Genomic DNA, 20,600 nt, shown 5'->3' on the forward strand with positions numbered 1-20,600 from the left:
CCTGTACACTTAAGCTTTATACTTAGCTATTTATATATATTTTATCTATTCTCATCTATACTAGTTGTTCACGCTATAATTTGGCGCTTCTTTTGTAATTGACACATCATGTGGATGACTTTCTCTTAGCCCTGCTGATGTTTGGACAACAAAGGTTGAAGTCTCAAATAATTGCTCTAGCGTTTCAGAACCTAAATATCCCATTCCTGAACGTATACCGCCTATCATCTGATATATAGTTTCTATAACACTTCCTTTGAAAGGTATTCTTCCTTCTACCCCTTCTGGAACTAACTTTTTATTTCCTTCTTGGAAATACCTATCCTTACTTCCGCAAGCCATAGCACTTAGAGAACCCATGCCTCTATATACCTTATAGCTTCTTCCCTGATAGATTTCCATTTCACCTGGAGCTTCCTCACAGCCTGCAAACATAGAACCCATCATTACCACTTTAGCACCTGCTGCTAATGCCTTAACTATATCTCCTGAGTATTTTATGCCGCCGTCTGCAATAACAGGAACTCCATATTTATTCCCCTCTTCAACGCAATCCATAACTGCTGTAAGTTGTGGAACTCCTACTCCTGCTACAATCCTTGTAGTACAAATTGATCCAGGACCTATCCCTACTTTTACACAATCTGCTCCTGCCTCAATTAAATCTCTGGTTGCCTCACTCGTAGCAACGTTCCCTGCTATTATTTGAAGTTCTGGGTATACAGCTTTTATTTTTCGTACTGCATCCATTACTCCAAAAGAATGTCCATGAGCTGTATCTATAGTTATTACATCTACTCCAGCTTTCACTAAGGCTGCTACTCGCTCCGCTATGTCTACAGTTACACCAACAGCTGCACCACATAATAATCTTCCTCTAGAATCCTTTGCAGCATTCGGAAATTTTATGGTTTTCTCTATATCTTTTATAGTAATAAGTCCTCTTAAATAATTTTCGCTATCTACTAAAGGTAACTTTTCTATTTTATGTTTTTTAAGAAGTTCTTTAGCTTCCTGCATACTTGTTCCTTCTGATGCAGTAATTAGATTTTCACTTGTCATTATATCTTTAATTTTCTTACTATAATCAGTTTCGAAAACTATATCCCTATTAGTGATTATTCCAACTAATTTACCATTTGTTGTAATTGGAACTCCTGATATTCTATATTTACTCATTAGTGCTAATGCATCTTCTAAAATATTATCTGGAGATAAGAAGAATGGATCTGTAATTACACCATTTTCTTGTCTTTTAACTCTATCAACTTCAATAGCTTGGTTTTCAATACTCATGTTCTTATGTATAGTTCCTATTCCACCCTCTCTAGCCATAGCAATAGCCATTCTAGACTCAGTAACAGTGTCCATACCAGCACTCATTAAAGGTATGTTAAGTTTTATTTTTTTCGTAAGGTAAGTAACTAAACTAACATCCTTAGGTAATACTTTAGACTTATTGGGAACTAGCAATACATCGTCGAAAGTATATGCTTGTTTTAATATTTTTGCCATTTAATTAACACCCTTTCACAATTTTATTTTACATTCGTCTTTATAATTAGCATAAGAATATTTATATATACGATATTTTAAAATAAGGTATAAAGTATAAAAAGGCATACTAATCCTACCTTAACTAAAGTAAAATTAGCATGCCAAAAATAAGCTCATACTAAGATTACTCATAGTCGGAAATTTACGGCTTCCGGTAGATACTCCTTGCCATATTCAAGGTATATATGAGTAGCGTAATTGTTCTTTGAATTTGTTATTACAATAATGATAGTTAATGTTTAAGCATTTGTCAATGAATATTTCTAGTATGTTCATGAACTAGTTCGCGAACATACTAGAAACATAATTATAAGGCTTAACAAAATAAAAAAAATTAACTAGGGCAAAACCCTAGTTAATTTTTTATTTGAATATACTTTATTTATAATAATTATTGTTCAAATTATTTTTAGTACATTCCATCCATTCCCATTCCTGGTGCGCCACCCATTGGTGCTGAATTCTTTTCTGGAATATCTGCAACTGCAACTTCAGTTGTTAAGAATGTTGCTGCAACAGATGCTGCGTTTTGAAGTGCTGATCTTACAACTTTTGTTGGATCAACAATCCCAGCTTTTATCATGTTTACCATTTCTCCACGTAAAGCATCATATCCATTTTCTCCAGCGCTTTCTCTTACTTTTTCTATTATAACTGAAGCTTCAGCGCCAGCATTTGTAGCTATTTGTCTTAATGGTTCTTCTAATGCTCTTTTAATTATGTTAATACCCACTTGAACATCTGGTGTATCTGATGATAATTTTGCAATCTCAGAAATAGCATTAATATAAACTGTTCCACCACCAGGAACTATTCCCTCTTCAACTGCTGCTTTTGTAGCTGCAAGAGCATCTTCTATTCGGAGTTTCTTTTCTTTTAATTCAGTTTCAGTAGCAGCTCCAACTTTTATTACAGCTACTCCGCCTGCAAGTTTAGCAAGTCTTTCTTGTAATTTTTCTCTATCAAAATCTGATGTAGTTTCTTCAATTTGTTTTTTAATTTGGGAAACTCTATCATGTATTGTATCTTTTTCACCCTTGCCATTTACTATAGTAGTGTTTTCTTTAGATATTTTAACACTTTCTGCTTTTCCAAGCATGTCAACAGTAACATCTTTTAGTTCTCTTCCTAATTCTTCGCATATAACTTCTCCTCCAGTTAGGATTGCTATATCTTGAAGCATTTCTTTTCTTCTGTCACCAAAACCTGGTGCTTTAACAGCTACACAAGTAAAAGTTCCTCTTAATTTATTAACAACTAATGTGCTTAAAGCTTCACCCTCAATATCTTCAGCAATTATTAATAACTTTTTGCCTTGTTGAACGATTTGCTCAAGTATTGGAAGTATGTCTTGTATATTAGTAATTTTCTTATCAGTTATTAAAATATATGGCTCATCAAGATTTGCTTCCATTTTTTCTGCATCTGTAACCATATATGCACTTAAATATCCTCTATCGAATTGCATTCCTTCAACAACATCAAGTTCTGTTCCCATAGATTTTGATTCTTCTACAGTTATAACACCTTCGTTGCCTACTCTTTCCATAGCATCAGCAATTAGAGCTCCTGTTACTTCATCACTAGCTGATATAGCAGCAACTCTCGATATGTCTTCCTTACCATTAACTGGTTTAGAAGATTTTTTAATTTCTTCAACAGCTTTATCTACAGCCATTTTTATACCAGTTCTTATTAACATTGGATTGGCACCAGCTGTAACATTTTTTAAACCTTCTCTTATTATAGCTTGGGCAAGCAATGTAGCTGTAGTTGTTCCATCTCCTGCTACATCATTTGTCTTTGTAGCAACTTCTTTAACAAGTTGTGCTCCCATATTTTCAAATGCATCTTCTAGCTCTATTTCCCTAGCTATAGTAACACCATCATTTGTTATTAATGGTGATCCAAACTTTTTATCTAAAATAACATTTCTTCCTTTGGGTCCGAGTGTTATTTTAACAGTATTTGCAAGTTTATCTACACCTCTTTGCATAGCTCTTCTTGCTTCTTCTCCAAACAATATATCTTTAGCCATTTTAAACCCTCCTATACCCTAATTATTATCTACTTGTCGAATTATCATTTAACTATTATTACATTAATCAAATAATTACCTGTGGTACTGAAATGTCGTTAAAGTTATTTTTCAATTACAGCTAATAGTTCATCTTGCTTTAATATGATATACTCAATACCATCATATTTTATTTCACTTCCTGAATATTTAGAGAATAATATTATATCCCCTGCCTTAACTTCCATTTTAATTACTTTCCCATCTTCAACTTTTCCTGGTCCTACTGAAACTACTTCAGCCTCTTGTGGTTTTTCCTTTGAAGCTCCTGCAAGAAGTATTCCACTTTTTGTAGTTTCTTCCGCCTCTAATCTTTTAATTAACACTCTATCACTAAGTGGTCTAATATTCATTTTAAACCCCTCCTTATATATTTTTGTTATTTTTGTTAGCACTCATCACATCTGAGTGCTAATGAGTTCTATACCTAATATTTTAATTAATAATCAGTATAATATCAACTTCACCTATTCCATATATTATACCATTTATACGCAACTAAACTATATTATGTTTAGTTATCACTGCATTATATAGTTTTTCTCTTATTTACTTACTTTTAATGAAATTATAATTTTAGTACATTTTTATTATCATTGAATATATTTTGATTTATTGTTAAAATCACTAATAGAGGTGATTTTATGAATAGTCTATATAAATGGTTTAATAACTATTTTTTTAGAGACTCCATTTTAAGAAATGTAAAAACGCTTATTAAATTTTCATTCAAAACGTTTTTTATCTTAAGTTTTACTTTTTCTTTTATAATTTTAAGCATAAATCTTACTTTGCTTTTTAAACCATTATACTATATGGATATTGATGTTTTAAAAATCGAAGAATCTTCTAATTTAAATAAAAAGGAACTAAAGACTAATTATGACTATGTAATCACATATTTAACTCAAAATAAAATTGAAGAATTCACTCTTCCGACGCTACCTTCATCCAATAATGGTAAAATTCATTTTAAGGAAGTTAAAATAATATTTGATACTCTTAAGGTAATGCTATTTTTCTCCATATTAATAAGTATTATAGGTATAATCATAAATAAGAGACACAAAACAATAAGATACTTGTTAACTAGTTCCATTTTTCTTATTATCGTACCTATAATATTACTTATACCCTTTTTAATTAATTTCGATAAAAGCTTCACAGCTTTTCATCATATTTTCTTTAAAAATGATTACTGGTTATTTGATATTAAATATGATCCAATAATAACGATCCTTCCACAGGATTTTTTCTTCCATTGTGCAATATTAATAATTATTTTGATTACTATAAGTAGCATAATATTAAGGTGTATATATAAATCACAATATAAAAAGCTACACTCTTTATAATATTTATAAAAAGCTACACTCTTTATAATATTTATAAAAAGCTATACTCTTTATAATATTTTATAAAACATGTGTTATCGTAACTTTTTAATAAGATTTTTTCTTTTTAATTACATTTTTTATTATAGTATTTCCTTTAAAAATCCCTACTATTGATATAATACTCATTGTTATGCCTATAGTTATTAAACTTGTAACATCCCATGCATCTATTTTTTGACCAAAATAAGAAGAAATAAAAATCCCTGGAATTCTACCGAGTGTTGAATATATAAAGAAATCTTTAAAAGAAACATCAGATACTCCACATATGTATATTAGAGCATCTTTAGGTATTCCTGGGATTAAAAAAAATATGAATATAACATTTTTTTTGCTTCCTATTTTTAATATTTTTCTAAAAAATTTCACTTTCTTTTTTAATAACAACTTCTCCACAAAAGGCCTACCATAACTATTAGCAATAAGATATACTATTATACCTCCTAAAGTAATACCCATTAAAGATATTATACCGCCTAAAAATGCACCGAAAATATATCCTCCAGCAATTTGTATAAATTCTCCTGGAATAAAAAAAACTACTACTTGTAAAACCTGCATAAGAATGAAAATTAAAACACTGAAATTTCCATAAGAAAGAATAACTTCTTTTAATATATTCGGATTTCTCAATATATATGAATACTTGAAATAATATTCATATCCTATGTATGCGAAAGCTAGCAAAACTGCTGATATTAATATATATTGTTTATATCCTGATACCTTCATTCTAATACTATTCCACATTGTTTTTCATCCTCTTCACTCTTGTATTTATTCAATAGTAACTCATAGTTTTATATAGTATTACTTACTTTGCTTAATTTATTCTATTTTAATATTATTTTCTCTTGCATAATAAAACAAATACTGCTGTGCAAAACCTGCTAAGTTTTCAAATTTGTCTCTAGCAAAGGTCCTTATTTTAGGTAGAGAAACATCTGGTGCTAAATAAAAAAATTGCATCGCCCTCTTAACCCACACATCCACTGGGAAAGCAGAATATTTTTGCATAGAAAATAACATAATACAATCCGCCACTTTTGGGCCTATTCCACTAAGTTTTTTTAGTTCTTCATGGCAAATATCATCTTCCGCGGCTTTAATAAGCTCCAAATTCACTTCACCAGTATATACCTGATGTACTGTGTTTTTTACATATTTAGATCTAAACCCCAGACTACAACTCTGAATTTCTTCTATAGTAGCTTCTTCTAAATCTGCAGGCGTTGGAAATGTGTAGTACGTTTTCCCCTTATATTCTATTGGTTTTCCCCATTTTTTGCTCAAATTGTTTATAGCTCTTTTTATCATTGGGATTCTATTATTTGAAGAAATTATAAATGATATGGTAAGTTCAAAAGGCTCCTGCTGCAATAATCTAATGCCATACCCGAAATCAACAGATCTTTTAAGAAGAGGATCCATCTTAAATTTCTCTTTGATAACTGTGTAATTTCTTTTAAGGTCAAAATACTCACACCAAATCTCATTAAATTCTTCCTCATTTATATTATATATCTTTACTTGCGTCCCCTTTTTTTCTACTTCTATTACCTTCCCATATGCTACCCCTATGTAATTGCCATTAGGCTCCTTGTCCCATCTAAAGCATTGTCCACATTCGAATATATGGTCTAATTCAAAGTTCTCTACATCTTTTATTAAAATGCCTTCATTAAATGATTCAATATTTTTGTAATCCATAATTTTTCCTTTCATTGAGTTAAATTATTAACTTTTAATTCGCGTATCACAATTTCATCTAATATTTCAGTAGCAGTTTCAATCATTACCTTGCAACTACCATCCTCTTTCTTATATTTTGCTTTAAGAGCCGCGCAATTATTCGTGCTTAACTTTGATTCAAATTTTTGGAAGAATTCCTGACATAGTCTTTTAACTCTATCACCTTCATGTGCTTTTTCTTTAGTAAATAGTATACCTATAACTGCCAAAGAACCTGTTATTGCTCCGCATACGCTCTCAATACCCATTCCTCCACCAAAGGATGACATGGTTTTAAACGTTTCGCTTTTTAATTTCATATTATATTCATCACTAGCAGCGTAAATCATCACCTCAGCACAACTTAAATCATATTCCTTAGTGTAATATTTATTTATTTTATTTATTAACATAATATACCTCCTCCTATGCAATATTATTATACCAAATAGTTGTTACCTGTCCTCACTTTTTTAAAACAAACTCCATAAACCTTTGTTTATGGAGTTTGTAATTTTAATTATTATTTTGTTAACATTTCATCTATAGCTTTAGCAGCTTTTTTACCTGCTTCCATAGCTAATATAACTGTAGCAGCTCCTGAAACAGCATCTCCACCAGCATATACATTCTTTTTAGATGTTAATCCAGTTCCATCTTCTGCAACTATGCACTTCCATTTATTGATTTCTAACCCTTCTGTTGTTAAAGGAATTAATGGATTTGGTGATGTACCTAGAGACATTATAACCGTATTTACATCCATTATGAATTCCGACCCTTCAATCGCTATAGGTCTTCTTCTTCCTGATGCATCGGGTTCTCCTAGCTCCATTCTTATACACTTCATGCCTATAACATTTCCTTTTTCATCTCCTAGGATTTCAATTGGATTCACAAGTAAATCCATTATAACTCCCTCTTCTTTTGCGTGATGCACTTCTTCGGCCCTTGCAGGAAGTTCTGATTCTGATCTCCTGTACACTATGTGCCCTTCTGCTCCAAGTCTCACTGCTGTACGCACAGAGTCCATAGCAACATTTCCTCCACCTACAACAGCAACCTTTTCACCTGTTCTTATAGGAGTCTGATACCCCTCTTTAAATGCTTTCATCAAATTGCTTCTAGTTAAATATTCATTTGCAGAAAATACTCCATTTAAATTTTCTCCTGGTATTCCCATGAACATTGGAAGTCCAGCACCTGAACCGATAAATACAGCTTTAAAATCTTCTTCTTCCATCAGCTGATTTATTGTTACAGTTCGTCCTACTATCACATTCGTTTCTAATTTAACTCCTAATTTCTTAACATTTTCAACTTCATGTTTAACAACTGTATCTTTTGGCAACCTAAACTCTGGAATTCCATATACCAAAACTCCACCAGCTTCATGAAGTGCTTCAAAAATAGTTACATCGTACCCAGCTTTAGCTAAATCTCCTGCGCAGGTAAGTCCTGAAGGACCACTTCCGATTACCGCAACCTTAATGCCATTTTTAGGTTTTGTTTCTGAAAGGTCAACATTATGCTCTCTTGAATAGTCACCTACAAATCTTTCAAGTTTACCAATAGCTATGGCATCTCCCTTTATTCCTAATATACATTTGCTTTCGCATTGAGTTTCTTGTGGACAAACTCTTCCACAGACTGCTGGTAACGCACTATATTTTGCAATTACCTTAACTGCCTCTGTAAATTCTCTATTTTTTACGTGAGCTATGAACCCAGGAATATCTATTGCTACTGGGCATTTTCCAACACACATTGGCTTTTTACAATTTAAACACCTTGTAGCTTCCTCAACTGCTTCGTCCTCTGTATATCCTAAACATACCTCTTCAAAATTAGTTGCTCTTACTTTTGGATCTTGTTCCCCTATTGCAACTCTGTTCATTTTACCCATTATTTAGCACCTCCTAAACCGCAGCCCGCTTTAATGCCTTCACCTTTAGAACTCTCTTGAGTTTTGTACATTGTTTGTCTTCTCATTGCCTCATCAAAATTAACTTTATGACCATCAAATTCTGGACCATCAACGCAAGCAAATTTAGTCTCACCATCTACAGTAAGTCTGCAAGCTCCACACATTCCTGTTCCATCAACCATAATAGGATTCATGCTTACAATAGTTGATATTCCAAGTTCTTCAGTCAATTTGCAAACAAATTTCATCATTATCATTGGTCCAATTGCAACAACTAAATCGTATTTTATGCCATCATTTTGAACTAATTCTTTTAATTTATTTGTGACAAGCCCCTTATATCCATATGAACCATCATCAGTACATGGATATACATTCCCCGCTACTTTCTTCATTTCTTCTTCCATAATTACATAATCTTTAGCCTTTGCGCCTATTATTACGTCTGCCTTAATACCTTGATCGCTGAGCCATTTAACTTGAGGGTAAACTGGTGCAGTTCCTAGCCCACCAGCTACAAATGCAATTTTCTTTTTCTTTAAATCTTCAATGCTCTCACTCATTAATTCAGATGCTTGTCCAAGTGGTCCTACAAAATCTGAAAATGAGTCACCAATTTCATACTTTTCCATTTCTTTTGTTGAACAACCTATTGTTTGAACTACTATAGTTACTGTACCTCTTAACGCATCATAATCACTAATTGTTAAAGGTATTCTTTCGCCTTTTTCATCCATCTTTATAATTATAAATTGACCTGGTCTTGCTGATTTAGCTACTCTCGGAGCCTCAATATCCATTAAGAATATCTGAGGTGCTAATGCTCTCTTTTCGACTATTTTATACATTTTTAATCCTCCATATTCATCTATTATTTTGGTCTGCCTATGTTCCCACACTAAAACCTTCGTTATTATATATTCATTTTACCACAAAAATCTAAATTATATATTTGTTAAAATACATTTTACATTATCTCTATTTTGTAAAAATAAATTACATGAGATTTTTATTAGAGTGAAAATAATAAGTCAAAATAGACAGGTAGTAAAGAGTATTAAATACTAATGCTCTTTACTACCTGTCCTCTTATTAATCATTTAATTATTGTCTATTGGTACAATTTCATAATGTGCCTAAGATTAAAATTTAACTTTTTCTCCTGTAAAGGTACAAGTTAATATTTTTTTCATTTCACAAGTATTTATTGGTCTTGGGTTAGATCCTGTGCATGCATCTTTTATAGCATTTTCAGATATAAAATCTACATTTGCATCAAACTCTTCTTTTGTCATTCCGTTTTCCTTTAAAGAAGTTGGTATATTCATAGCTTTATTTAAATCTCTTATCATATCAGTTAATGAATCAATTAATTCATCTTCTGTATTTCCAGCTAAATTAAGACTTCTAGCAATTGTAGCATATCTATCTCCACAAGATTTTTTGTTAAAATCTATAACATATGGAAGTAATATTGCATTAGCTAAGCCATGTGCAACATGAAATACGCCACCTATTTTGTGTGCCATACTATGAGATATTCCTAGTAGTGCGTTGGAAAATGCCATTCCCGCAAGACATTGTGCCATGTGCATTTCATTTCTCGCTTCCACATCACCTTCAAATGATTTTAATATATTTTCTCTAATCATAGTTATAGCTTGTATTGCAAGAGGATCTGAAAAGCTTGACCTAAGTCCTGCTACATAAGCCTCAAATGCATGTGTTAATGCATCCATACCTGTATGTGCTACTAATTTAGGTGGCATTGTTTGAGCTAGTGCTGGGTCTACTATTGCTATATCTGGTGTTAAGTTGAAATCCGCTAAAGGATATTTTATTTTTGCTTTATAGTCAGTAATTACTGAAAATGCTGTAACTTCGGTTGCTGTTCCACTAGTTGATGGTATAGCTATAAATTTAGCTTTTTGTCTTAAGTCAGGAATACCAAATGGTATAACCGCTTGTTCAAAAGTAAATTCTGGATACTCATAAAAAATCCACATAGCTTTTGCTGCGTCAATTGGTGAACCACCCCCGATTGATACTATTAAGTCCGGCTGGAATTCTCTCATTACTGCTGCACCGTTCATAACTGTTTCTACCGATGGATCTGGTTCTACTCCAGTAATATGCTTAACTTCAATTCCAGCTTCTTTTAAATAAGCTTCAACCGTATCTAAGAATCCGAATCTTTTCATAGAGCTTCCGCCAGTAACTATTACTGCTTTTCTGCCTTTTAAGGTTTTTAACACCTCTAATGAATTTTCTCCAAAATAAATATCTCTTGGTAACGTAAATCTATTCATTATATTTCCCCCCATTTTTAAAAAATATTATATTCTTTTATACGTTTATACTTAGTTGTTTATACCAACTTTTGTCATTTTTCTGTTATATTGTTAATGATATATCATTAACAATGCAAAGTCAACATTAAAACAAGAGCATTACAACCCTCTACAAGTTGTAATGCTCTCTAAATTCATTGTTCATATTAAAATAATATCTTATTTCGAATAATCAAATATTCCCTTTTTAGTTTTTCTTCCTAGCAATCCGCCTCTAACATATTTTCTTAAAAGACTATGAGCTCTGTACTTATTGTCTCCTGTTTCAGTATATAAAACATCCATGATAGCAAGACATACATCAAGACCTATAAGGTCTCCTAGTGCTAGAGGTCCCATTGGATGATTAGCGCCAAGTTTCATTGCTTTATCGATATCTTCTGCAGATGCAACACCTTCTGCAAGTATTCCTACAGCTTCGTTAATCATTGGTATTAATATTCTGTTTACAACAAATCCAGGAGCTTCAGCAACTTCTACTGGATCCTTACCGATAGCAATTGCAATTTCTTTAACTGCATCGAAAGTTTCAGTGGACGTACCCATTCCTTTAATTATTTCTACAAGCTTCATCATTGGAGCTGGATTAAAGAAATGCATTCCTATAACTTTGTCAGGTCTATTTGTAGCAGCTCCTACTTCAGTTATAGACAGTGATGATGTATTTGATGATAATATAGTTTCCGGCTTACATATTCTGTCAAGTTCTGCAAAAATTTCTTTCTTTATTTTCATAATTTCTACAGCTGCTTCAACTACTAAATCACAGTCTGCTGCTAATTCCATATCAGTAGTTCCTGTAATTCTTGAAAGTATTTCTTCCATTTGTGCTTCAGTAATTTTTTCTTTTTTAACTAATCTTTCTAAATTCTTTTTAATTGTAACAAGTCCTCTATCAACAAATTCATCTTTAATATCTCTCATTATTACTTCGCAACCACTTACTGCGAATGTTTGAACAATACCCGCTCCCATAGTTCCAGCTCCAAGTACAAAAATCTTTTTCATAATAACACACTCCTTTTATTTTTTTAAAAACTAAAAGTAATAAATATTTTTAAAACTTACTCTAATGCTAAATTTCAGCATTAGAGCAAGTTCATTTAAATACTACTTTAAAATCTAATTATTTGTTTCTTAATGTATTAATCTGAGCTATCATTTCTGGAATAACTTTTATGAAATCTCCAGCGATTGCTACATCAGCAGCTTTCATGATTGGCGCTGTTGCATCTTTGTTTATAGCTATTATGAAATCAGAATCTTGCATACCAGCTAAATGCTGAATTGCTCCTGAAATACCGCAAGCTATGTATACAGTTGGTCTTACAGTTTTTCCTGTTTGACCTACTTGAACTGCTTTATCTATCCAACCATTCTCAACTGCAGCTCTTGATGCTCCAACAACTCCGTCGAGGGTAACTGCCAGTTTTTCAAGTAACGCGAAGTTTTCTTTACTTCCAACTCCACGACCACCAGATACTATAATGTTAGCTTCTCCGATATCCGCTAAAACTGAAGCAACTTTTACAACGTCTACTGTTTTAGTTCTGATATCTGATTCTTCTAAGTTTACAGTTATTTTTTCAACTGGGCAGCTTCTTTTTTCATCTCTAGCTAATTTTTCAAAAACTCCTGGTCTAATAGTAGCCATTTGTGGTCTATGTTCTCCACAAACTATTGTAGCCATTAAGTTTCCTCCAAATGCTGGTCTTGTCATCATTAGATTGTTGTTTTCTATATCTATATCTAATGAAGTGCAATCAGCAGTAAGTCCTGTTGAAAGTCTTGCGGATACTCTTGGTCCTAAATCTCTTCCTAAATAACTTGCTCCTACAAATATAATTTCTGGTTTTCTTTCATTTGCAAGATCACATATTACTTTTGTATATGCATCAGTTGTAAAGTGGCCCAATAATGGATGACTAGCAACTATTACTTTGTCAGCGCCATATGCTACTAATTCTTTAACCATATCATCTGTTTTATCTCCAAGTAATACAGCTGTTAATTCTTCTCCTAATTTATCTGCTATTTCACGTCCCTTACCTAAAAGTTCAAATGAAATCTTTTGAAGTTCTCCGTCTCTTTGCTCAGCAAAGACCCATACGCCCTTGTACTCTTCTATATTCATAACTTAATCCTCCCTGCTTCTTAGATAAAGTGATTTTCTTTTAATTTTGAAACTACATATAAAGCAGCTTCGTTAGCTGGTAATTGTATTAATTCGCCTTTTCCCTTAGCTTCTTTAGTCATAGACTTTTTAACCTTTGTTGGTGAACCTTTAAGACCGAGAACAGCTATGTCTGCTCCGATATCTGCTGCATTCCAAACTTTTACTTCCTTATTTTGGAACATCTCAAAAATGCTTTTTATGTTCATATATCTTGGCTCATTCAACTCTTTTATTGCTGTTAAAAGAACAGGAGTCTTAACTTCTATATCTTCATATCCGTCTTCCCAAGCTCTTCTAACTTTTAATCCACCCTCAATCACATCGACTTTTTCAACATATGTTATTTGGGCAAGATTTAAATGTTCTGCTATTTCAGGTCCAACTTGCGCTGTATCTCCGTCTATAGCTTGTCTACCTGCAAATACTACGTCATAATCTAATTTCTTTAAAGTTGCTGCAAGTGCATGAGATGTAGCTAATGTATCTGCTCCTGCGAATGCTCTGTCAGATACTAATATTGCTTCATCAGCTCCCATAGCTAAAGCTTCTCTCAAAGCTTTTTCTGCTTGTGGGGGTCCCATGCTTATTACTGTTACATGTGCACCATGTTCATCTTTTAACCTTAAAGATTCTTCCAGTGCATTTTTATCATCTGGATTTATTATTGATGGAACGCCTTCTCTTATAAGTGTTCCTGTTTTAGGATCTATTTTAACTTCGTTTGTATCTGGAACTTGTTTTAAACATACAACTATATTCATTCCTTAATCTCCTCCTACTTTAATAAATTTCCAGCTATAACCATTCTTTGAACTTCTGAAGTTCCTTCATATATCTCAGTTATCTTAGCATCTCTCATCATTCTTTCTAATGGATATTCTTTAGTATATCCATATCCTCCGAAGATTTGAACAGCTTTAGTTGTAACTTCCATAGCTGTTTCTGACGCAAATAATTTTGCTCTAGCAGCTTCTACTGTATATGGTAAACCATTATCTTTATTCCATGCTGCTTTATATATTAAAAGTTTAGAAGCCTCAATTTTAACATCAAGTTCTGCAACCATCCATTGTAAACCTTGGAATGCTGAAAGTGGTTTTCCAAATTGTTTTCTTTCTTTCATGTATTTAGTAGCTTCATTGAGTGCGCCTTCTGCAATTCCTAGGGCTTGAGCCGCTACTCCGATTCTTCCTCCATCAAGGGTTTTCATTGCGATACCGAACCCCCTTCCTTCTTTTCCAAGCATGTTTTCTTTAGGAACTATGCAGTTTTCAAATACAAGTTCTGTAGTTGATGATGCTCTTATTCCTAATTTATCTTCGTGTTTACCAATTGAGAATCCTGGAAACTCTTTTTCAACTATGAAAGCAGTGATTCCTTTTGTTCCCTTAGTTTTATCAGTCATTGCAAAAACTACAAATGTATCTGCTACTCCACCGTTTGTGATAAATATTTTTGAACCATTTAATATATAGTTATCACCATCTAAAGTTGCTGTAGTTTGTTGACCTGACGCATCTGTTCCTGCATTAGGTTCAGTTAGTCCAAAAGCTCCTAGTTTTTCACCTTTTGCAAGTGGAACTAAATATTTCATTTTTTGTTCTTCTGTACCGAAAGCATCTATTGGGCCAGCACATAATGAAGTATGAGCTGATAGTATAACTCCTGTAGTTGCACATGCTTTTGATAATTCTTCAACAGCCATAATGTATGATACATTATTTCCGCCTGCTCCACCGTATTTAGTAGCAATTGGGATACCCATCATATGGTATCTAGCCATTTTCTCTACAGTTTCGCTAGGAAATCTTTCTGTCACGTCTATTTCCGCAGCTAAAGGTTTAACTTCGTTTAATGCGAACTCACTTACCATCTGTTTTACAAATTCTTGTTCTTTTGTCAATGCAAAATTCATGAACTTTCCTCCTCACTATTCTCTGAGACAAATAATAATCTTTAATTGTTATCTGCCTATTCTTTTTACAGAATACTTTTTATTACTTATTTTTAAAGCATTTTTCTGTTTTTTCAATAAATGCTGTCATTCCATTTTTTTGATCTTCAGTCGCATAACATTCTCCGAATATCTCTGACTCGTATGAAAGCGCTGAATCTATATCTATTTGTATTCCCTTATTGATTGCTGCCTTACAAAAGCTTACAGCAATAGGTGCTTGTCCTGCAATTGTATTTGCTAGTGCTTTAGCTTCTGATAATAAATTTTCTGGATCAACTACTTTATTTACAAGTCCAATTCTTAATGCCTCTTCCGCATTAATAATCTTTGCTGTATAAATTAGTTCTTTAGCCATTCCAAGTCCTACAAGTCTAGGAAGTCTTTGCGTACCTCCAAAGCCAGGAGTTATTCCAAGACCTACCTCAGGTTGTCCAAATTTTGCTTTTGAAGAAGCGATTCTAATATCACAAGCCATAGAAAGTTCGCATCCTCCACCTAGCGCAAAACCGTTTACTGCAGCTATTATAGGTTTTTCTAAAGTTTCTAGTTTTCTGAAAACTTTATTCCCTAGATTTCCAAATTTCCTTCCACCCATAACATTAAGATCTTTCATTTCGGTGATGTCAGCCCCTGCTACGAAAGCTTTCCCTTCTCCTGTTAAGATCACTGCGTAGATTTTATCATCTTCAGCAATTTCATCTATTGCTAAATCTAGCTCTTTTAATGTTTCTGTATTTAATGCATTTAGAGCCTTTGGTCTACTAATTGTAAGTATTGCGACTTTGTCTTCTTTTTGAAGAACAATATTCTTGTATTCCATAACAATCAACTCCTTACGAATTAATCCATTCATTAAATATTTGTTAATAATATAACAAATAAACCTAAATGTAATTGAAGCCCTTCGCCTCAATTACATTATATCTCTTTATAGTAATTATTTCAACAAGAAATATTCATAATCTTTTAAATCAATCTTGTTGATTTCATAAATTTTATAAACTTTGTAAATTTTATGAATATGATTTGTCATTCATTAAACAACTAAGTGTTAGCAAGCTCTCACTTAAATGGACATTCTCCACAATTGTTTCTACAGGTACCTCTAAATCCACAGGTGCAAAATTCCATATACCTTTAACCCCATTTGCTACCATTATGTCACTAACTTTTTGAGCACTAATATGTGGAACACATATTACGCCAATATCTATTGGTGTCGCTTTAAGGAAACGCGCTAATTCATCTAAGTCTATTACTTCAACATCTCTAATTTTTAATCCTATAAGCTTTGGGTTAACATCAAAAATACCCGCCAAGTTAAATGATAGCTTTTCAAAATTAGTATAATTGGCAATAGCTTGCCCGATATTCCCCGCGCCTACTATTACCATCTTATATTCTTTTGAGAGTCCTAGTATTCCACTAATTTCATTCAACAATTCTTTAACATTATATCCGTATCCCTGTTGTCCAAAATCTCCAAAACAATTTAAGTCTTGTCTAATTTGAGATGCTGTAAACCCAATCTTTTCGCCCAATTCTTTCGAGGATATCCTATCTACATCATTTCTTAAAAGTTCTTTTAAATATCTATGGTATTTAGGCAATCTTTTAATAACTGCCATTGATATATTCTTTTTTCTTTCCACAATATACACTCCTCTACGAATATCATAAATTACATACTATCTATACTAACACACTATTATAAATTAAAACTACTTTTGCTATAAATTTAGTAGTTATTGTGAAATTATTACCATTATATATATATATATACTATTATTAAAAATTAATCTATATATATTTCTTTTTTACTACAAAAAATTAAATATAAATAGTACAATAATATATGAAGCAACTTTAATTAATATTTATAACTAATTAAGTTGAATTTTTTTAATACTACATAACAGGGAAGGTGAAAACAATGATAGTTTTAAGTTGCAAGAATATTCACAAAAGTTACGGTATAGATGTTATTTTAGATAAAATAACTTTAAGTATAAATGAAGGTGAAAAGATTGGATTTATTGGTGCTAATGGGGCAGGTAAATCTACGCTTTTTAAAATACTCACATCACAATTGGATTATGATAATGGTGAGCTATTTATAGATAAAAATAAAAAAGTTGGTTATCTATCTCAAAATCTTGAATTAACTTTAAGTAATACTATATATGAAGAAACTCTTTTAGTATTCCACAATCTATTAGGCCTCGAAAAAAGACTTAAAAATCTAGAATCAAAAATGAATGAACCTTATGATACTTCCAAAGAAGAATATAATAATAGAATAATAAAAGAATATACATTAATCTGTGAACTTTACAATAACAGGGGCGGCTACACATATAAAGCTGAAATTAGTAAGGTTCTCAAAGGTCTTGGCTTTATGGAAGAAGATTATAATAAGCCAATAAACATACTAAGTGGAGGTCAAAAGACTAGGGTTGCACTATGCAAATTATTACTTAAAAATCCCGATATTCTTTTATTAGATGAACCTACTAACCACCTAGACTTAGATGCTATAGAATGGTTAGAAGATTATTTGAAATCTTATAAAGGAACTATTTTTATAATATCCCATGATAGATTCTTTTTAGATGCTATTACCAATAAAACTTTTGAACTTACTAACGGTCATGTAGATTCTTATAATGGAAATTATACAAATTTTATTGATTTAAAGAAAAAAAATTATGAAGTTCAATTAAAAGCATACAATTTGCAACGCTCAGAAATAAAAAGGCAAGAGGACATCATAACTAGATATAGATCCTTTAATAGAGAAAAAAGTGTAAGAGCTGCAGAGAGCAGACAAAAATCCTTAGATAAACTCGACCGTGTTGATTCCCCCGACACAGCTCCTAGGGAAACTAAAATCAAATTTGAAACAGAAATTAAAAGCGGAAATGACGTTCTCCATGCAGAAAATTTATCAAAACGATTTGGGGACAATCTTTTGTTTGAGAATTTAAATTTAGATATAAAAAGATCCGAAAAGTTCGCTCTTATTGGTGAAAATGGTCGTGGCAAAACCACTCTTTTAAATATTATAATGGATAAAATTTCAAGTGATACAGGTATAAAAATATTGGGCAAAAATATTTTTGTAGGATATTATGACCAAGAACAATCAAATTTGAATCCAGAAAAAACTATAATAGATGAGGTTTGGGATGAATTTCCTAAACTTACTACCACAGAAGTACGTACTGCATTAGCTGCATTTTTATTCATAGGAGAAGATGTATTTAAAAGTATATCCACATTGAGTGGTGGTGAAAGATGTAGAATTAATCTTCTAAAAATAATGCTATCAAAATCTAACTTTTTACTATTAGATGAGCCAACAAATCACTTAGATATTATGTCTCGTGAAGCTTTAGAAGACTCGATACTTGGATATGACGGTACTGTTCTTGTAATATCTCATGATAGGTATTTCTTAAACAAGGTAATTACTAAAATACTTGAATTAAAACAAGATGGTCTTAAAGAGTATTTAGGTAATTATACTTATTATATAGAAAAAAAGAAAAACCCTCTAAGGTTCCAAGTAGAAGAAGCATACGACGGCATGTCAAAAACTCAAATTAATCTTGATAAAAGAAAGAAGAGAGATGAACAAAAACTAGAAAAACAAAAGAAAATCGATTTAAAAGACCTAGAAGATAAAATTACCTTATCGGAACAGCGATTAGAAAAATTAAATAGTGATCTTTGCCTTGAAGAGATTTATTCAAGTCCTAGTCGGAGTGTTGAGACAAATAATCAAATTTCTAGTATTAAAACCGAACTTGAAACTCTTTATGCAAACTGGGAAGACTTTATATCGGAAGTGGACTAAAATTAAGGCTCTTAGCACACAATCAAACATTTGTGGTCTAAGAGCTTTTTCTTTTAGATACCTAAATTAATGCCCCTTCTAATAAAACTTTAATATTGTCCTTATAAATTTTATTAAACTGACTTATTGGCAGAGGATTTTTTCCAATTCCGACCTCAATGGTATAACCCGGCCTTCTATATTTTTCTATAAACCAATCCTTATATCCTGCATAGCTTGTGATTCCATAGGTTTCTGCTAATTCATAACCACTTAAAGAGGAAAATATCTCTCCTATTTTTCTAGCCTCAGCACTTGCCAAATTTTGAAAATCCCAGTATATTACTTCCCCTTGGGTGTGATACGCTATTACCAATCTAAACCCATGTTTTCTTGTAAAATCTGCTACCGCTTTAGACTCTGATTCTGATTCTGGCGCAGTACCTGAATATCTTGTAGGGCCCGGTCCATATACGCCATAACTTTTTTCCGCGTCCTTTGATTTTTGCCACATAGCATCATAGTTATGATTAAGGTCTACACCGCGAATATTAGCACTCCATGTTTTAGAAAAATCAGAACTCCCATTATTCCACTTAATTAAATCATTGTAGTATGGGTTACTCCTCTCTAGGCCATTAAGCACTAAGTCAATCCCATCTGGATTTACCATAGGCATAATGTATATAGTACTTTTATTCCAGATATCTAAGGCACTATACCCTTCTATATTTTCACCTGTTGCATAGGCTTTAGAAAAGTTTTCAATAAACTTCATCAAAAGCACAGTAGTTATCCATTCAATAGCATGATGAGATCCATTATAAAAAACTTTATTGGGTCCATTACCGAGTTTCACATAATAAAGTTCTTTTCCAAGCTCACTCTTGCCGCCACTAGCCACTTCAATAAATGGGTATCTAGCCTTTAGCCCTTCTAAATCTTTTTTCATAATATCATAAGTGTAATCAATATTTGTATAAACTACATCTAATGAATATGGAACTATGATCACCTCTCCAACTTGCAAGTTGTTAGGATTTATTTGAGGATTTGCAGTAATTATACTTTCTACGGTCACAAAGTACTTACTTGCTATAAGGTATATTGTATCACCCGGTCTAATTCTATAAGTATCATAACCCATTAAAAATCTATTCATAAGTTTATAAGTATCATCATTTACTGTGCCTGTAGGTGATAAGCCAAAATATCTTTGAAACATCAATACTGCCTGTGCCGTTTTATTTCCGTAAATTCCGTCTATTCCTCCCACATCATAGCCTAATTTATTAAGTAGTGCTTGTATTTCCATTACCGATGTTCCTCTTGAGCCTATTTTTAGGGTTTGCAACTTTTACCCTCCTAAATTTTTCTATAATACTATTATATGAATTTTTATAAAAATGTTGCAGGTTTTAACGAATAAAATACCACACCTATTTTTTTGCCTCCTCCTTTGTATACAAATTTTCACTCATAAAAATATATTTCTCCTTTTTTGACTTATTATATGATGTCATGTATAATTTTGTCATACATATTAATATTTATTCACAAAAAATCATAAATATGTTTTCTTGTATAGA

18 protein-coding genes and 1 riboswitch are annotated in these 20,600 nt (G+C 32.2%); of the genes, 2 read left to right on the forward strand and 16 right to left on the reverse strand.

Annotation, left to right across the window (positions count from 1 at the left end; translation table 11 throughout):
• Positions 1–60 precede the first annotated feature (60 nt).
• From guaB to ACWJKP_RS18720, 3 genes are all read right to left on the reverse strand, one after another.
• Positions 61–1,515: an IMP dehydrogenase gene (guaB, locus tag ACWJKP_RS18710; protein ID WP_165412563.1), complete on the reverse strand. Its 1,455-nt coding sequence runs from the start codon at positions 1,513–1,515 to the stop codon at positions 61–63.
• A gap of 153 nt (positions 1,516–1,668) precedes the next feature.
• A riboswitch (purine riboswitch) is annotated at positions 1,669–1,766 on the reverse strand.
• A gap of 200 nt (positions 1,767–1,966) precedes the next feature.
• On the reverse strand, positions 1,967–3,595 hold the full coding sequence (groL, locus tag ACWJKP_RS18715; RefSeq protein WP_165412564.1) for a chaperonin GroEL: 1,629 nt from the start codon (positions 3,593–3,595) through the stop codon (positions 1,967–1,969).
• A gap of 104 nt (positions 3,596–3,699) precedes the next feature.
• A complete protein-coding gene (locus ACWJKP_RS18720) occupies positions 3,700–3,987 on the reverse strand; it encodes a co-chaperone GroES (RefSeq protein ID WP_165412565.1) in 288 nt (95 codons plus the stop codon).
• Between the two features lie 291 nt (positions 3,988–4,278).
• Here ACWJKP_RS18720 and ACWJKP_RS18725 point away from each other — a divergent pair, with 291 nt between their 5' ends.
• Positions 4,279–4,989, forward strand: a complete 711-nt coding sequence (locus ACWJKP_RS18725) for a TIGR01906 family membrane protein (protein WP_165412566.1) — start codon at positions 4,279–4,281, stop codon at positions 4,987–4,989.
• Positions 4,990–5,076: 87 nt separating this feature from the next.
• On the opposite strand, the gene ACWJKP_RS18730 is transcribed toward ACWJKP_RS18725, so the two are convergent.
• The 12 genes from ACWJKP_RS18730 to ACWJKP_RS18785 form a co-directional block, all read right to left on the reverse strand.
• Positions 5,077–5,781, reverse strand: coding sequence for a TVP38/TMEM64 family protein (locus ACWJKP_RS18730; RefSeq protein WP_165412567.1), 705 nt, complete (start codon positions 5,779–5,781; stop codon positions 5,077–5,079).
• 78 nt (positions 5,782–5,859) lie between these two features.
• Positions 5,860–6,741 carry a DNA-3-methyladenine glycosylase family protein gene (locus ACWJKP_RS18735; RefSeq protein WP_165412568.1) on the reverse strand — a complete coding sequence of 294 codons (882 nt, stop codon included), beginning with the start codon at positions 6,739–6,741 and terminating at the stop codon, positions 5,860–5,862.
• A gap of 11 nt (positions 6,742–6,752) precedes the next feature.
• The gene (locus ACWJKP_RS18740) at positions 6,753–7,175 is read right to left on the reverse strand and encodes a C-GCAxxG-C-C family (seleno)protein (RefSeq protein ID WP_165412569.1); all 423 of its coding nucleotides are present in this window, start codon (positions 7,173–7,175) and stop codon (positions 6,753–6,755) included.
• A 110-nt stretch (positions 7,176–7,285) separates the two neighbouring features.
• Complete coding sequence (gltA, locus tag ACWJKP_RS18745) at positions 7,286–8,668, reverse strand: NADPH-dependent glutamate synthase (RefSeq protein WP_165412570.1); 1,383 nt, start codon at positions 8,666–8,668, stop codon at positions 7,286–7,288.
• Complete coding sequence (locus ACWJKP_RS18750; protein ID WP_165412571.1) at positions 8,668–9,537, reverse strand: sulfide/dihydroorotate dehydrogenase-like FAD/NAD-binding protein; 870 nt, start codon at positions 9,535–9,537, stop codon at positions 8,668–8,670. Before ACWJKP_RS18750 ends, gltA begins: the two co-directional genes overlap by 1 nt.
• 294 nt (positions 9,538–9,831) lie before the next feature.
• Positions 9,832–10,998: an iron-containing alcohol dehydrogenase gene (locus ACWJKP_RS18755; protein ID WP_165412572.1), complete on the reverse strand. Its 1,167-nt coding sequence runs from the start codon at positions 10,996–10,998 to the stop codon at positions 9,832–9,834.
• A 201-nt stretch (positions 10,999–11,199) separates the two neighbouring features.
• Entirely contained in the window at positions 11,200–12,048 is an 849-nt protein-coding gene (locus tag ACWJKP_RS18760; RefSeq protein WP_165412573.1) for a 3-hydroxybutyryl-CoA dehydrogenase, read from the reverse strand.
• A 118-nt stretch (positions 12,049–12,166) separates the two neighbouring features.
• Positions 12,167–13,174 (reverse strand): electron transfer flavoprotein subunit alpha/FixB family protein, encoded by a 1,008-nt coding sequence (locus ACWJKP_RS18765; protein ID WP_165412574.1) that lies wholly within the window; start codon positions 13,172–13,174, stop codon positions 12,167–12,169.
• Positions 13,175–13,194: 20 nt separating this feature from the next.
• On the reverse strand, positions 13,195–13,977 hold the full coding sequence (locus ACWJKP_RS18770; protein WP_165412575.1) for an electron transfer flavoprotein subunit beta/FixA family protein: 783 nt from the start codon (positions 13,975–13,977) through the stop codon (positions 13,195–13,197).
• Between the two features lie 14 nt (positions 13,978–13,991).
• Entirely contained in the window at positions 13,992–15,131 is a 1,140-nt protein-coding gene (locus ACWJKP_RS18775) for an acyl-CoA dehydrogenase (RefSeq protein ID WP_165412576.1), read from the reverse strand.
• 82 nt (positions 15,132–15,213) lie between these two features.
• Positions 15,214–15,993, reverse strand: a complete 780-nt coding sequence (locus tag ACWJKP_RS18780; protein WP_165412577.1) for a short-chain-enoyl-CoA hydratase — start codon at positions 15,991–15,993, stop codon at positions 15,214–15,216.
• A gap of 193 nt (positions 15,994–16,186) precedes the next feature.
• On the reverse strand, positions 16,187–16,825 hold the full coding sequence (locus ACWJKP_RS18785) for a redox-sensing transcriptional repressor Rex (protein WP_165412578.1): 639 nt from the start codon (positions 16,823–16,825) through the stop codon (positions 16,187–16,189).
• Between the two features lie 281 nt (positions 16,826–17,106).
• On the opposite strand from ACWJKP_RS18785, the gene abc-f reads away from it, so the two are divergent.
• Entirely contained in the window at positions 17,107–19,032 is a 1,926-nt protein-coding gene (gene abc-f / locus ACWJKP_RS18790) for a ribosomal protection-like ABC-F family protein (protein ID WP_165412579.1), read from the forward strand.
• A 61-nt stretch (positions 19,033–19,093) separates the two neighbouring features.
• Here abc-f and ACWJKP_RS18795 read toward each other — a convergent pair whose 3' ends face one another.
• Positions 19,094–20,365, reverse strand: a complete 1,272-nt coding sequence (locus ACWJKP_RS18795) for a M14 family metallopeptidase (protein WP_165412580.1) — start codon at positions 20,363–20,365, stop codon at positions 19,094–19,096.
• Positions 20,366–20,600: the final 235 nt, after the last annotated feature.

The sequence above is a fragment of the Clostridium sp. CM037 genome, from assembly GCF_055081095.1.

Bases quoted from the DNA above. Each gene is read 5' to 3' on its own strand.
- gltA (WP_165412570.1), bottom strand. From the start codon at position 8,668: ATGGGTAAAATGAACAGAGTTGCAATAGGGGAACAAGATCCAAAAGTA.
- guaB (WP_165412563.1), bottom strand. From the start codon at position 1,515: ATGGCAAAAATATTAAAACAAGCATATACTTTCGACGATGTATTGCTA.
- ACWJKP_RS18765 (WP_165412574.1), bottom strand. From the start codon at position 13,174: ATGAATATAGAAGAGTACAAGGGCGTATGGGTCTTTGCTGAGCAAAGA.
- groL (WP_165412564.1), bottom strand. From the start codon at position 3,595: ATGGCTAAAGATATATTGTTTGGAGAAGAAGCAAGAAGAGCTATGCAA.
- ACWJKP_RS18775 (WP_165412576.1), bottom strand. From the start codon at position 15,131: ATGAATTTTGCATTGACAAAAGAACAAGAATTTGTAAAACAGATGGTA.
- abc-f (WP_165412579.1), top strand. From the start codon at position 17,107: ATGATAGTTTTAAGTTGCAAGAATATTCACAAAAGTTACGGTATAGAT.
- ACWJKP_RS18725 (WP_165412566.1), top strand. From the start codon at position 4,279: ATGAATAGTCTATATAAATGGTTTAATAACTATTTTTTTAGAGACTCC.
- ACWJKP_RS18770 (WP_165412575.1), bottom strand. From the start codon at position 13,977: ATGAATATAGTTGTATGTTTAAAACAAGTTCCAGATACAAACGAAGTT.
- ACWJKP_RS18780 (WP_165412577.1), bottom strand. From the start codon at position 15,993: ATGGAATACAAGAATATTGTTCTTCAAAAAGAAGACAAAGTCGCAATA.
- ACWJKP_RS18755 (WP_165412572.1), bottom strand. From the start codon at position 10,998: ATGAATAGATTTACGTTACCAAGAGATATTTATTTTGGAGAAAATTCA.
- ACWJKP_RS18735 (WP_165412568.1), bottom strand. From the start codon at position 6,741: ATGGATTACAAAAATATTGAATCATTTAATGAAGGCATTTTAATAAAA.
- ACWJKP_RS18730 (WP_165412567.1), bottom strand. From the start codon at position 5,781: ATGTGGAATAGTATTAGAATGAAGGTATCAGGATATAAACAATATATA.
- ACWJKP_RS18740 (WP_165412569.1), bottom strand. From the start codon at position 7,175: ATGTTAATAAATAAAATAAATAAATATTACACTAAGGAATATGATTTA.
- ACWJKP_RS18720 (WP_165412565.1), bottom strand. From the start codon at position 3,987: ATGAATATTAGACCACTTAGTGATAGAGTGTTAATTAAAAGATTAGAG.
- ACWJKP_RS18760 (WP_165412573.1), bottom strand. From the start codon at position 12,048: ATGAAAAAGATTTTTGTACTTGGAGCTGGAACTATGGGAGCGGGTATT.
- ACWJKP_RS18750 (WP_165412571.1), bottom strand. From the start codon at position 9,537: ATGTATAAAATAGTCGAAAAGAGAGCATTAGCACCTCAGATATTCTTA.